Source organism: Streptomyces sp. Edi4, from assembly GCF_040253615.1.
Classification (GTDB): Bacteria; Actinomycetota; Actinomycetes; order Streptomycetales; family Streptomycetaceae; genus Streptomyces.
In genome coordinates, this window is record NZ_JBEJGY010000004.1 from 4,000,520 (window position 1) to 4,013,491 (window position 12,972).

11 protein-coding genes are annotated in these 12,972 nt (G+C 72.4%); 7 read left to right on the plus strand and 4 right to left on the minus strand.

Annotated features, from left to right (window positions below):
- Positions 1 to 14: 14 nt before the first annotated feature.
- Complete coding sequence (locus tag ABR738_RS20135; protein WP_350231375.1) at positions 15 to 215, minus strand: DUF397 domain-containing protein; 201 nt, start codon at positions 213 to 215, stop codon at positions 15 to 17.
- Between the two features lie 71 nt (positions 216 to 286).
- Positions 287 to 1,132, minus strand: a complete 846-nt coding sequence (locus tag ABR738_RS20140; RefSeq protein ID WP_350231376.1) for a helix-turn-helix domain-containing protein — start codon at positions 1,130 to 1,132, stop codon at positions 287 to 289.
- Positions 1,133 to 1,251: 119 nt separating this feature from the next.
- Between ABR738_RS20140 and ABR738_RS20145 the strand changes: the two genes are divergently transcribed.
- The 6 genes from ABR738_RS20145 (at position 1,252) to ABR738_RS20170 (ending at position 9,491) form a co-directional block, all read left to right on the plus strand.
- Positions 1,252 to 1,524: a hypothetical protein gene (locus tag ABR738_RS20145; protein ID WP_502964116.1), complete on the plus strand. Its 273-nt coding sequence runs from the start codon at positions 1,252 to 1,254 to the stop codon at positions 1,522 to 1,524.
- Between the two features lie 114 nt (positions 1,525 to 1,638).
- Positions 1,639 to 3,474 carry an acyl-CoA dehydrogenase gene (locus ABR738_RS20150; RefSeq protein WP_350231377.1) on the plus strand — a complete coding sequence of 612 codons (1,836 nt, stop codon included), beginning with the start codon at positions 1,639 to 1,641 and terminating at the stop codon, positions 3,472 to 3,474.
- Between the two features lie 584 nt (positions 3,475 to 4,058).
- A complete protein-coding gene (locus tag ABR738_RS20155) occupies positions 4,059 to 5,354 on the plus strand; it encodes a M18 family aminopeptidase (RefSeq protein WP_350231378.1) in 1,296 nt (431 codons plus the stop codon).
- Between the two features lie 91 nt (positions 5,355 to 5,445).
- Positions 5,446 to 5,667, plus strand: a complete 222-nt coding sequence (locus ABR738_RS20160; protein WP_350231379.1) for a DUF6458 family protein — start codon at positions 5,446 to 5,448, stop codon at positions 5,665 to 5,667.
- 240 nt (positions 5,668 to 5,907) lie between these two features.
- The gene (locus ABR738_RS20165; protein ID WP_350231380.1) at positions 5,908 to 8,586 is read left to right on the plus strand and encodes an AfsR/SARP family transcriptional regulator; all 2,679 of its coding nucleotides are present in this window, start codon (positions 5,908 to 5,910) and stop codon (positions 8,584 to 8,586) included.
- Positions 8,587 to 8,720: 134 nt separating this feature from the next.
- Entirely contained in the window at positions 8,721 to 9,491 is a 771-nt protein-coding gene (locus ABR738_RS20170; protein WP_350231381.1) for a DUF4232 domain-containing protein, read from the plus strand.
- Positions 9,492 to 9,518: 27 nt separating this feature from the next.
- Here the strand turns inward: ABR738_RS20170 and ABR738_RS20175 are convergent, their stop codons facing one another.
- Positions 9,519 to 11,339: an NHL domain-containing thioredoxin family protein gene (locus tag ABR738_RS20175; protein ID WP_350231382.1), complete on the minus strand. Its 1,821-nt coding sequence runs from the start codon at positions 11,337 to 11,339 to the stop codon at positions 9,519 to 9,521.
- A gap of 77 nt (positions 11,340 to 11,416) precedes the next feature.
- Between ABR738_RS20175 and ABR738_RS20180 the strand changes: the two genes are divergently transcribed.
- The gene (locus ABR738_RS20180) at positions 11,417 to 11,908 is read left to right on the plus strand and encodes an LURP-one-related/scramblase family protein (RefSeq protein ID WP_350231383.1); all 492 of its coding nucleotides are present in this window, start codon (positions 11,417 to 11,419) and stop codon (positions 11,906 to 11,908) included.
- A gap of 275 nt (positions 11,909 to 12,183) precedes the next feature.
- Here ABR738_RS20180 and ABR738_RS20185 read toward each other — a convergent pair whose 3' ends face one another.
- Positions 12,184 to 12,963 carry a carbon-nitrogen family hydrolase gene (locus ABR738_RS20185; RefSeq protein ID WP_350231384.1) on the minus strand — a complete coding sequence of 260 codons (780 nt, stop codon included), beginning with the start codon at positions 12,961 to 12,963 and terminating at the stop codon, positions 12,184 to 12,186.
- Positions 12,964 to 12,972: the final 9 nt, after the last annotated feature.

Below are 12,972 nucleotides of genomic sequence, written 5' to 3' on the forward strand. Positions count from 1 at the left end.
GGGACACCGCGATCTCAGCCCTCGAAGATGCCTTCCTTCACCCCGGCGACAAAGGACGTCCAGGCCCCGGCCGCGATGACTATGGCTGGGCCGCCCAGCACCTTGGTGTCCCGGACCGGGACGACGCCGGGGAGGTTGTCGGCGACCTCTACGCAGTCGCCGGAGCTGGCGTTGCTGTAGGTGCTCTTGCGCCAGCGGGCCGCCCCGAGAGGCACTCGCCGCCCCGGACGCGGCCCATCCCACAGGCGCGACGGCCAACGCCGCTCCACGGGAGTCCTGTTCAACGTCACCGCCCACCCTTCCGATAGCCTTCTGCCGCCCTTTCGAGGAGGGCAAGGGAGTCTCGCGGGGGCAGCGCGACAGCCCTGAGCAGGTCGTAGGACTTGCGGTACTGCGTCACGAGCCCTGGGCAATCGATGAGTTGACCGCTGTACATGGACTCCATGTAGGTCACAGGGGGCGCGTCCGGAAAGGTCGCCACCCTGGCTGTCCCGCTCATGAACGGGTGAACCGGCGCGTCTTCCGGAACGATCTGCAAAACGCCGCGCGCCGCGTGCATCACGTCGATGATGTGCTCCAGCAGGTCGGCCATCTGCGGGGGCGGCAGGACACGGCGCCGGATCACGGACTCGTCGAAGATCGCCCAGAACTCCGGGGAATCGCCCTGCTCGAAGAGCGAGGCCCGTGCCGTGCGGGCCGACACCTTCTCCTCGACCTGCTCGTGCGTGGCCCGGGGCCTGGCCGACCGCACGATCACCCGCGCGTAATCCGCGGTCTGCAACAGGCCCGGCACGAGCATGGGCGCCCACTCCTCGATGGTCTGCGCCCCTCGCTCCATCACCACCATGTCGGCGAAGTACTCGGCATGCCCGGACTGCCTGGCCCGCCGGACGTCTTCACAGCAGCGTTCGAAAAAGCCGTCCGTGCCGAGGCGCACATCCACATGTTTGGCCAGGTCCGGCGGCATCCGGCGATGGCCCCGCTCGATCTCGCTGAGGTAGCTCACCCCGTAGAAGCTGCCCTCCACCAGGCCCTCCAGGGTGAGCCCGGCCCGCTCGCGCTGATAACGCAACTCCTTGCCGTAGAACTCCGGCACACCGGCCGACCCGTCAATCTCCTTGCGCACAGCCATGGTTGCCGCCCTTCCACCACCCGGGCCGTGGACCTCGAACCCCTTCCGAAGGTACGCGAGGCCACCCCACCCTGTGAGCACTTCGTCACACACCGCACTCACAGGAGGCACCCATGCCCATGAGCAAGCCCACCCCCCGCGCGCCGCAGGCACCCGCACAGGCGCCGGGTGACGACACCTACCGCGTGGTGATGGAGTTGCGCTCCGCCCTCGCCGGGCACGGGATCACGCTGCCCTCGCTCGGGCGGGACTTCGGGACGCCCGCACTCGTCATCCTCGGGAACTGCAACACCGCCACCGCCCGGGCGCTCACGAGGGCGCTCGGTGACGCGGCGGGGGCGGCGGGCGGGGCGGAGCGGCCCCACCAGGCCCCCCAGAGTTCCACTGCCTGACGCGTCACAGTTCTCGGCCAGAGGTTGCGCGTTATTACCGGTGGGTAGCATCATCGTAGTACTGAGCTACTTGCTGGTAGATGTAACCGACACCCTGCTTACGGAGCCGTCGCCATGGGGCACTACAAGTCGAATCTCCGCGACATCGAGTTCAACCTCTTCGAGGTACTCGGACGCGACAAGCTGTACGGCACCGGCCCGTTCGGGGAGATGGACGTCGACACCGCCAAGTCGATCCTCGAGGAGATCGCCCGTCTCGCCGAGAACGAGCTGGCCGACTCCTTCGCGGACGCCGACCGCAACCCCCCGGTCTTCGACCCGGCCACGAACACCGCTCCGGTACCGGAGTCGTTCAAGAGCTCGTACAAGGCGTTCATGGACTCCGAGTACTGGCGCCTGGGCCTGCCCGAGGAGATCGGCGGCACCGTTTCGCCGCGCTCCCTGATCTGGGCGTACGCGGAGCTGCTGCTCGGCGCGAACCCGGCGGTCTGGATGTACTCCTCCGGCCCCGCGTTCGCCGGCATCCTCTTCGAGGAGGGCAACGAGCAGCAGAAGAAGATCGCCGAGATCGCGGTCGAGAAGCGCTGGGGCTCCACGATGGTCCTGACCGAGCCCGACGCGGGTTCGGACGTGGGCGCCGGCCGCACCAAGGCCGTCCAGCAGGACGACGGCTCCTGGCACATCGAGGGCGTGAAGCGCTTCATCACCTCCGGTGAGCACGACATGGAGGAGAACATCCTCCACTACGTCCTGGCGCGCCCCGAGGGCCACGGCCCCGGCACCAAGGGTCTCTCCCTCTTCCTGGTCCCGAAGTTCCACTTCGACTGGGAGACCGGCGAGCTGGGCGAGCGCAACGGCGTGTACGCGACGAACGTCGAACACAAGATGGGCCTGAAGGCGTCCAACACGTGCGAGATGACGTTCGGCGACCAGCAGCCCGCCAAGGGCTGGCTGATCGGTGACAAGCACGACGGCATCCGCCAGATGTTCATGATCATCGAGTTCGCCCGCATGATGGTCGGCACGAAGGCGATCGCGACGCTGTCGACGGGTTACCTGAACGCCCTTGAGTACGCCAAGGAGCGCGTCCAGGGCAGCGACCTCTCGCAGTTCATGGACAAGACCGCGCCGAAGGTGACGATCACTCACCACCCGGACGTGCGGCGCTCGTTGATGACGCAGAAGGCGTACGCGGAGGGCATGCGCTCGCTCGTGCTCTACACCGCCTCCATCCAGGACGCGATCCAGGTGAAGGAAGCGGCGGGCGAGGACGCGAAGGCGCTGGTTGGCCTGAACGACCTGCTGCTGCCGATCGTGAAGGGCTACGGCTCGGAGAAGTCGTACGAGAAGCTGTCGTCGGAGTCGCTTCAGACCTTCGGTGGCTCCGGGTACCTCCAGGAGTACCCGATCGAGCAGTACATCCGTGACGCGAAGATCGACACGCTGTACGAGGGCACGACGGCGATCCAGGGTCAGGACTTCTTCTTCCGGAAGATCGTCCGGGACCAGGGTGCGTCCCTGAACGCGCTCTCCGAGGAGATCAAGAAGTTCCTGGCGGAGCAGAACGGGAACGAGGCGCTGGGTGGGTCGCTCGACGCGCTCGCCAAGGCGGCGGTCGATCTCGAGGCGATCGTCGGGACGATGATCACGGACCTCACGGCGACGGGTGAGGACGTCAAGAACATCTACAAGGTGGGTCTGAACACGACCCGTCTGCTGATGGCGTCCGGTGACGTGGTCGTGGGCTACCTGCTCCTCAAGGGTGCGGCTGTGGCCGCCGAGAAGCTGGCCTCGGGGTCCGTCTCGGCGAAGGACGTCGCCTTCTACACCGGCAAGGTCGCCGCGGCGAAGTTCTTCGCGGCGAATGTGCTGCCGGGGGTGGGGATGGCCAGGACGCTGGCCGAGACGGTGGACAACTCGTTGATGGAGCTGGACGAGGCGGCGTTCTAGCCTCCGGCGTGCGGGGGGGCTCGGGGTGGTCGCACCCCGAGCCCCCTTTTCGTTTGCCCCGGGCTGGGGGGCGGTTGCGCTTGCTCTTGCCTGCGGGCCGGCGGGGCGGTCGCGTTTGCCTGCGGGGCGGCGGGGGCGGTTGCGGTTGCCTGCGGGCCGGCGGGGCGGTCGCGTTTGCCTGCGGAGCGGCGGGGGCGGTGCGTTTGCCTGCGGGCCGTGGTCGCTTCTCGCGCAGTTCCCCGCGCCCGTACTACTCGACGCTGGCCCGTATGGGCAACCTCAGCCCGTCCGGCGTTTGAGGACGAGCGCCCTTTAGGCGCGAACGGGGTCTGGGGCGGAGCCCCAGGACCTCGGCTGCGGGCCGTGGTCGCTTCTCGCGCAGTTCCCCGCGCCCCCGGCGGGACTGGTGCGGGCGCGCAACCGCAACCTCGGCCCACCCCACACCCCCGGCGGGACTGGTGCCTGCCCGCGTGGGCAGCCGGCAGGGACCCGCGTTGGGGCGCAAGGGCAGAGGCTTCGGGGTCAAACGGGGCAAGACGCTCGGGGCCCAAAGACGGGGCCGGGGCGCCGTTAGGGTGGCGGGCATGAGCACACCGCCCCGCTTCGACCGCGGCCACACCGACGACCTGCTGACCTTCCTCGCGGCGAGCCCGTCGCAGTACCACGCCGTGGCCAACGCGGCCGCACGCCTGGAGAAGGCCGGGTTCCGGCAGGTCCAGGAGACGGAGGCGTGGGACGGCACGCACGGCGGCAAGTACGTGCTGCGCGGCGGCGCCATCGTGGCCTGGTACGTGCCCGAGGGCGCCGAGCCCCACACCCCGTACCGGATCGTCGGCGCCCACACCGACTCCCCGAACCTGCGCGTGAAGCCGGAGCCCGACACCGGCGCGTACGGCTGGCGGCAGGTGGCCGTGGAGATCTACGGCGGGACGCTGCTCAACACCTGGCTCGACCGCGACCTCGGCATCGCGGGCCGCCTCACCCTCAAGGACGGCAGCCACCGCCTGGTCAACGTGGACCGGCCGCTGCTGCGCGTACCGCAGCTCGCCGTGCACCTGGACCGCTCGGTGAACACCGACGGGCTCAAGCTCGACCGCCAGCGCCACCTCCAGCCGGTGTGGGGCCTCGGCGACGACGTGCACGAAGGCGACCTGATCCGCTTCGTCGAGCAGGAGGCGGGGCTCGCCGAGGACGAGGTGGCCGGCTGGGACCTGATGCTGCACTCCGTCGAGGCCCCCGCCTACCTGGGCCGCGACCAGGACCTGGTGGCCGGCCCCCGCATGGACAACCTGCTCTCCGTGCACGCCGGCGTCGCGGCCCTGGCCGCCGCGTCCGGCGCCGACGGCCTCCCCTTCATCCCCGTCCTCGCCGCCTTCGACCACGAGGAGGACGGCTCCCAGGCCGACACCGGCGCCGACGGTCCGCTGCTCGGCAACGTCATGGAGCGTTCGGTCTTCGCGCGCGGCGGTACGTACGAGGACCGCGCCCGCGCCTTCGCCGGGACGGTCTGCCTGTCCTCCGACACCGGGCACGCCGTGCACCCCAACTACGCCGAGCGGCACGACCCGACACACCACCCGCGCGCCAACGGCGGCCCCATCCTCAAGGTCAACGTCAACGCCCGATACGCCACCGACGGCGCGGGCCGCGCCGTGTTCGCGGCTGCCTGCGAGCGGGCCGGGGTGCCGTGGCAGACCTTCGTCTCCAACAACGCGATGCCCTGCGGCACGACGATCGGGCCCATCACCGCCGCCCGGCACGGCATCCAGACCGTGGACATCGGCGTGGCGATCCTGTCGATGCACAGCGCGCGTGAACTGTGCGGCGCAGACGACCCGTTCCTGCTCGCGAGCGCGCTGACCGCGTTCCTCACTGCCTGAACCGCCCCGAACCGCCGCGCCGCGCGGAGGGATTGACCGTCCGGGGCCCGGGTACCCGGACGGTCCACCACCTTTCACGGAGGCGAGATCCATGGGCTTGGGCGGTTGCATCATCCTCATCGCGGTGGGGGCGATCCTCACGTTCGCGACGGACTGGCACGCGAGCGGTGTGAACCTCGACGTCGTCGGTCTGATCCTGATGGCCGTCGGCATCATCGGCGTCGCCGTCTTCACCAGCGTGCTGCGCAGGCGGCGCGTGGTGCCGGGAGCCACCGTCGTGGAGGAGGACCGCCACCACGACGGCCTCATGTGACCCGCCACCACGACGGCCTGTGAACCGTCACCACGACGGCCTGTGAACCGTCACCACGACGGCCTGTGAACCGTCACCACGACGGCCTCATGTGACGCGTCCGGCACCCTTCGCCAACCGCGTCCGGCGACCGAGCTCGCCGCGCCCCTGTGACCCCGCGTATCCTCGTCTGTCCAGGCCCTGACCAGGCCGGAAAAGGTCCGGGCAGCCGGGAACGGGGAGCTAGGGGGTACTGCCACCGTGGAGTTCCGCGTCCTGGGAACGGTGGCCGTGGCGGCGGAGGACGGCGCTTTTCTGGCGCTCGGCCCGGCCAAGCGGCGCAGCCTGCTGGCCATGCTGCTGCTGCGGCCCAACACCGCCGTCTCCGTGGACCGGCTCACCGAGGCGCTGTGGGACGACGAACCGCCCCTGCACTCCCGCACCGTGCTCCAGGGCCATGTCTCGCGGCTGCGGGCGCTGCTGGCCGAGCACGACGCGCAGGCGTACGGCATCGAGCTGGCGACCCAGGGCCCCGCCTATGTGCTGCGGCTGCCCGAAACCCTCATCGACGCGCACCGCTTCGAAGAGCTCGTCACCCTCGCGCGGGGCCCGCGCAAACCCGATGACGCGGTGCTCATGCTGCGCGAGGCGCTGGCCCTGTGGCAGGGCCCGGCCCTCACCGGCACCGTCGCGAGTCCGCCCCTGCGCGCCGCCTCCCACGCCCTCGAAGAGCTCAGGATCGCGGCCGTGGAAGCCCTGGCCGACGCCTACGGGGAGCTCGGTGAGCACGCCAGGGCCGCCGCCGTCCTGCGGACCGAGGCCGTCGCCCACCCCCTGCGCGAACCCCTGTCGGCGGCGCTGATGCTGGCCCTGAGCCGGTCCGGCCGCCAGTCCGACGCCCTCGAATGGTTCCACCGCACCCGCCGCCTGCTCTCCGACGAACTCGGCGTGGACCCCGGAGCCGTCCTGTCCGACGCGTACGCCACCGTGCTGCGGGCCGGTGTGCCCGCCCTCACGGCCGCCCCGAGCGCCGATGACGAGCCCGAAGTGCCGTGCGCCGTACCGGAGTTGCTGCCCCGCAGACCGCGTGGTTTCACCGGGCGCCGCGCGGAGCTCACCGCGCTCGACCTGGCCACCGCGGGCCGGTTCGGCGCCATCGCGCTGGTCACCGGCGGCGCCGGAGTCGGCAAGACCGCGCTGGCCGCGCACTGGGCGCACGAGCGCCGGGGCGACTTCCCCGACGGCCGTCTCTTCGCCGACCTGTGCGGCTACAGCGACACCCCGGCCCGCCATGTCACCGTCGTCCTGCGGGAGTTCCTGCTCGCGCTCGGCGTGCCCGTACGGCGCATACCCGAGACCGAGGCCGGCATGGGAGCGCTCTACCGCTCCCTGACCGCCGACCGCCGCATGCTGGTCGTGCTCGACAACGCCCGCGACTCCGAGCAGGTCCGCCCACTGCTGCCCGGCGGCGACCACAGCGTCACCCTGGTCACCAGCCGCGACCGGCTCGGCGGGCTCGTGGCCACCGACGCGGCCCGCCCGGTCCGCCTCGACGAACTGCCCGCCGCCGACTGCGCGGCCTTGCTCGCCGCCATACTCGGCGCGGACCGCGTCGCCGCCGAGCCCGAGGCCGCCGCCCGCCTCGCCGAACTCTGCGACTGTTTGCCCCTCGCCCTGCGCGTCACCGCCGCCCGCCTCGCCGCCCACCCCCGGTGGACGCTGGCCGCCCTCGCCGACGAACTGGCCGACGAGCAGAGGAGGTTGGGCCTGCTGCGGGTCGAGGACACCGGCGTGGCCGCCGCCCTGCGCCTGACCGTCCAGCACCTGCCCGAGCAGGCCCGCCGCATGTTCCGCGCGCTCGGCCTGCACACCGGCTCCGAACTCGACCGCTACAGCGCCGCCGCCCTCGCCGGCTGCACCCCCGACCAGGCCGCCGCGGCCCTCGAACGGCTCGCCGCCGCCCACCTGGTGGCCGAGTCGGGCCCGCGCGGCCCCGGGCACCCCGGCGCGTACGCCCTCCACGATCTCGTACGCCTCTACGCCCGCGCGCTCGCCGCAGAGGCCGACCCGGACGGCCTCACCCGCCTCCTGGACCACTACCTGCACACCGGCCTCGTCGCGACCGCCACCGCCGAGCCCGGCAGTCAGCCCTGCTTCACCCCGCCCCCCGGCGCCCGGCGCCCCGCCGCCGTCCGGGAATTCGAGGACCGCCAGGCCGCGCTCGCCTGGTACGAGGCCGAACGGGCCACCCTGCGCGGCGCGGTCGCCGCCGCCATCGACGCCGGGATGCACGAGCGGGCCTGGCGTCTTGTCCTGCTCCAGTGGCCGCTCATCCTGTGGCGGGTCCGCGACGGCTGGGTGCCGCTGCTCGAACAGGCCCTGCGATCGGCGGAATTGGTCCAAGACCTGGACGCGCAGTCCCGTACCCGCGCCCTGCTCGGCTGGGTCCTGCACGAGGAGGGCCGCTTCGACGAAGCCCTCGCCCAGCTGGAGAAGGCCCCCGACCTCGCCCGCCGGGCCGGCGCCGTCACCAGCGAGGCCATCGCGCGCATGAACCTCGCGCTCATCCTCACCCAGTACGGCGAGGCCGAGCGGGCCGGCGAACTGTTCGCCCACGCTTTGACCCTGGCCGGCCAGGTCCGCGACCGCTCCACCGAAATGCTCGCCCACCAGCACCTGGCCCGGCACTTCCTGAGCGCGGGCGAGCACAGGACCGCCCTCGACCACGCCCGGCGCGGTCTGGAACTCGGCCCCTCGCCCGAGGCGATCCCCCGCCGGGTCCTGCTGCGCACCAGCTACGGGGAGGCGCTGGCCGGGCTCGGGCAGGTCGAACAGGCGCGCCGCGAACTCACCGACGCGGCCCGCGAGGCCGACGACCACGGTTACGAGGAAGGCGCGACGGGCGCCCGCGCGAGCCTGGCCGCACTGCCGCCCGGATGAGCGTTCTATTGTCTGACCGTGCGCCGGAGCGCACCCAGGTCCGATCGGAGCGGGAGACACGGATGCGCGGGGGCGGAGGCGGGGGTGCGGGCAGCGGCCGGTGCCGGGGTGGCCGGCGGGCCGCCGTCCGGCCCGTGGCGCTGGGGGCCGTCCTGTGCGCTCTGCTGTGTCTCGCCCTGACGGCCTGCACGGACGGCGACCGCGTCCCGGCCGCCGCGTCCGGGCCCCTCTCTGCGACGCCGACGCGGGGCTCCACCGCCCCGCGACCCAGCACCGCGCGCGAGCGCCCCGGCCCCTCCGCCACCGCGCCCGTTCCCGGCCCCTCGGGTCAGAGCCCGACACCGGATGCCGCACCCGCCACCCCGGCCGCCTCTGTGACGTCCGCCCCCGCGCCCGGCGCCACGGCCACGGCGACACCGGACGCCCCCCTGGACGACGGCGGTGACGATGCCCGGGTCTTCTGCTCACCCAGCGCGCTGTCCTTCGTCCTGCGTCTCGCGGGCGCCCCGAGCGGCGCACCGAGCCCTCGGCCCGGCGCCGCCGGCCTGCGTGAGCCGGCCCTCGACGACGCGGTCCTGGTGGCCCGCAACACCTCCGGGCACACCTGCGTCCTGCGCGGCACGCCCACGTTGACCGTCACCGACGACTCCGGGCGCCTCACGGTCCCCGCGATCCCGGCCAAGCCGTTCGCGAAGCCCTTCGCGCTGCACCCCGGCGCGGGCGGCGCGGCGCGCGTGCGCTACACCGCGCGCCCCGGCTGCCGGGGCACCGCCGTGCGCGTGGCCGTGCCCGGCTCGGCCACCGCGAACAGCGTGCCGGTCCTGGACGCGCTCGGGCACCCGGCCCCGCTGTCCGTGTGCGGTCCCGCCCTGCGCGTCGAGGCATTCAGGCCGGGATTCGGCTGAGGCGGGGCGGCCCGACGCCAACGGGCGCTAGCTCTCCTCCCGGTCCATCCCCGCGAGCACCAGCGGGAGCCGCGCCGCGCCGCCCTCGACGATCCGCACCGGCACCCCCCAGTCCTGCTGGTGCATGTGGCAGGCCGGGTACTCGTTCGCCGGGTCGTCGTCGCAGGACGCCGCCATCGCCGACACGTGCAGGACGCCCTCGGCGATCTCCGGGTTCAGGCGCAGCTCGCGGGCGAGATCGGTGCCGGTGCCCTCGCCCGTGAGCAGCAGTTCGGGCGGCGTCGAGGACACCAGGAGCCGGGTGGAGGGGCCGTAGCGGGTGTCCAGCTTCTGGCCGTCGGGCGCCTGGAACACCACGTCCAACTGGAGCCTGCCCGGGGCGACTTCGGTCGCCGCGCGCCGTGTGCGGTGCGCCACCGCCTCGACGCGTACGGCCTCATCGGGCAGCCGCAGCCGCGTCAGGCGGTGGCGCGCGGACTCGACGACGACGATGTCGTCCCCCACCAGGACCGCGTCGCTCGGCTCCCTCAAGTCCGTTGCCAGGGTGGACACTTCACCGCTCGCCGGGTCGTAGCGGCGCAGCGCGTGGTTGTACGTGTCCGACACCGCGACCGATCCGTCCGGCAGCGCGGTGACGCCGAGCGGGTGCTGGAGCAGGGCCTGCGCCGCGTCGCCGTCGCGGTGCCCGAAGTCGAAGAGGCCCGTGCCGACGGCGGTGTGCACCGCGCCCTCGGCGTCGACATAGCGCAGCGCCGACGTCTCGGAGTCGGCGACCCACAGCCGGTCCTCGGTGGCCGCGAGCCCGGACGGCTGCGCGAACCAGGCCTCGGCGCCCGGCCCGTCCACCAGGCCCTCGTTGGTGGTGCCGGCCGCGACCTCGACGGTCCCCGTCGCCGGGTCGTACGTCCACAGCTGGTGCACCCCGGCCATGGCGATCCACACCTTGCCCCGCCACCAGGCCACGTCCCACGGCGAGGACAGGTCCACCTCCAGGGCCGGGCCCGAGGTGGGCTGCCCCTGCCACCACTGCCTGCCGGTGCCTGCGATCAGCTCGATCTCCCCGCTCACCGGGTCGAAGGCGCGCAGCGCGTGGTGCACGGTGTCGGCGACCACGACCCTGCCGTCCGGCAGCAGCGCGAGCCCCTGCGGCTCCTTGAACTGCCCCTCGCCGCCGATCCGCCGCACCACGCTCTCGCCGTCGGGGCCGAGCTCGACCAGCTGGTGGCGGGTGGTGTCGGAGACCAGGAGGTTCCCGCCGGGCAGCGCGATCGCCTTGCCCGGGAAGCGCAGGTCGGTGGCGACGGGCTCCGGCGGCACGTACGGGCCGTCCCCGCGCCGCAGCGTGCCCTTCGCCTCGTGCTCGGCCTCCAGCTCCTGGACAAGCCGCTCCAGGGCGTGGGCGTGGCCCTCACCGGCGTGCTGGGCGACGACGTAACCCTCGGGGTCGATCACCACGAGCGTGGGCCAGGCCCGCACGGCGTACTGCTTCCAGGTAACCAGATCGGGATCGTCGAGCACGGGGTGCTCCACGCCGTACCGCTCGACGGCGTCCACCACGGCCTGGTGCTCGGCCTCGTGCACGAACTTCGGCGAGTGCACGCCGACGACGACCACGGTGTCGCGGTGCTTCTCCTCCAGCTCGCGCAGCTCGTCCAGGACGTGGAGGCAGTTGATGCAGCAGAAGGTCCAGAAGTCCAGGACAACGCACTTGCCCCGCAGGTCGGCGAGGGTGAGCTCGTTGCCTCCGGTGTTGAGCCAGCCGCCCCTGCCGACCAGCTCGGGGGCGCGGACGCGGGCACGCTTGCGGGGGGCGGGCGCGGGGGTGGGCGCCGGGGCAGCATCGTTCATCCTTCAAGCTTGCCATCCCGTCGTGAACGGGCTGTGTCGTCGTTCGGCGGGGCTCGCGGGTGGGCAGGGGTGTAGCCATGAAATACCTCGTGCGGGACAAGATCTTCGCCATCGGCGACGACTACTGGATCGAGACCGAGGACGGGCGCCAGGCGTTCCTCGCCGACGGCAAGGCGCTGCGGCTGCGCGACACCCTGGAGCTGAAGGACCCGGCGGGGCGGGTGCTGATCACGCTGCGGGAGAAGATGTTCAGCCTGCGGGACGCGATGACCGTCCAGCGGGACGACCAGACGCTGGCGACGGTGCGGCGCAAACGGCTCTCGCTGCTGCGCAACCACTACCGCGTCAGCCTGGTCGAGGGCACCGAGCTCGACGTCAGCGGCCGCATCCTGGACCGCGAGTTCACGGTCGAGTACGAGGGCGAACTGCTTGCGCACGTCTCCCGCAAGTGGTTCCGCCTCCACGAGACGTACGCGGTCAACGTGATCCGCGAGGACGCGGACGCGGCGCTGCTGATCGCGGTGGTGATCTGCGTAATCCGCATGGACGAAAAGGAACGCGAGGACTGACCCGAACGCCCGGCCCACCCACGCCCACCCCGCCAAGGGGCGCGGGGCGGGCTGAGGTTGCCCCTGGCGGGCCCACACCGGCCCCGCCAGGGGCGCGGGAAACCGCGCGACCAGCCACCCACGACCCGCAGACAAAGGCAGGACCTCCAGGGGGCGCGGGGAACTGCGCGAACGGCCACGCACGGGCCAGCCCTGCCACACCGACCGGCACCCCGCGCGACGGCCACGCACGGGCCGGCACCACCCCGACCCGCGCCCGCCCCGCCCCGCCAGGGCTACCGCCCCAGCACCCTGTCCTTCAGGGCCGGGAAGGATTCCCGGGTCTCACTGACCCTGGCCGGGTCCAGGTCGACCGTCAGGATCTCCTCACCGGATCCCGCCTCGGCCAGCACCTCGCCCCAGGGGTCGACCACGAGACTGTGACCGGCCTGGGCAACCCCCCCATGCGTCCCCGCCGTGCCACAGGCCAGCACATACGCCTGGTTCTCGACCGCACGGGCCCGGGCAAGCAGCGTCCAGTGGGAGCGGCGGCGCTCGGGCCACCCGGCCGAGACGACAAGGGCCTGGGCACCCGCGTCGACCAGCCCCCGGAACAGCTCGGGAAACCGCAGGTCGTAGCAGGTGGAGAGCCCCAGCGTGAGCTGAGGAAGCGCCACCGTGGCCAGCCGGTCACCCGCGCCCATCAGCACCGCCTCACCCTGGTCGAAACCGAACCGGTGGATCTTGCGGTAGCTCTCCGCGAGCGCGCCGTCGGGCGAGAAGACGAGCGAGGTGTTGTAAAGCGTGCCGTCCTCGTCCCGCTCGGGAATCGACCCGGCGTGCAGCCAGACCCCGGCGTCCCGGGCCGCCTCGGACATCGCCTGCGCCGTGGTGCCGCGCGGCGTCTCCGCCTCGGCGGCGAAGAGGTCGTAGGCGAAGGCGCCCACCGTCCACAGCTCGGGAAGCACGACGAGATCGGCGCCCCGTTGCTCCCGGACCAGCGAACCCACGCGCCGACGACGGGAATTGATGGATTCGTCGGGATTTACATCGATCTGGATGAGCGAAGCGCGCACAGTACCACC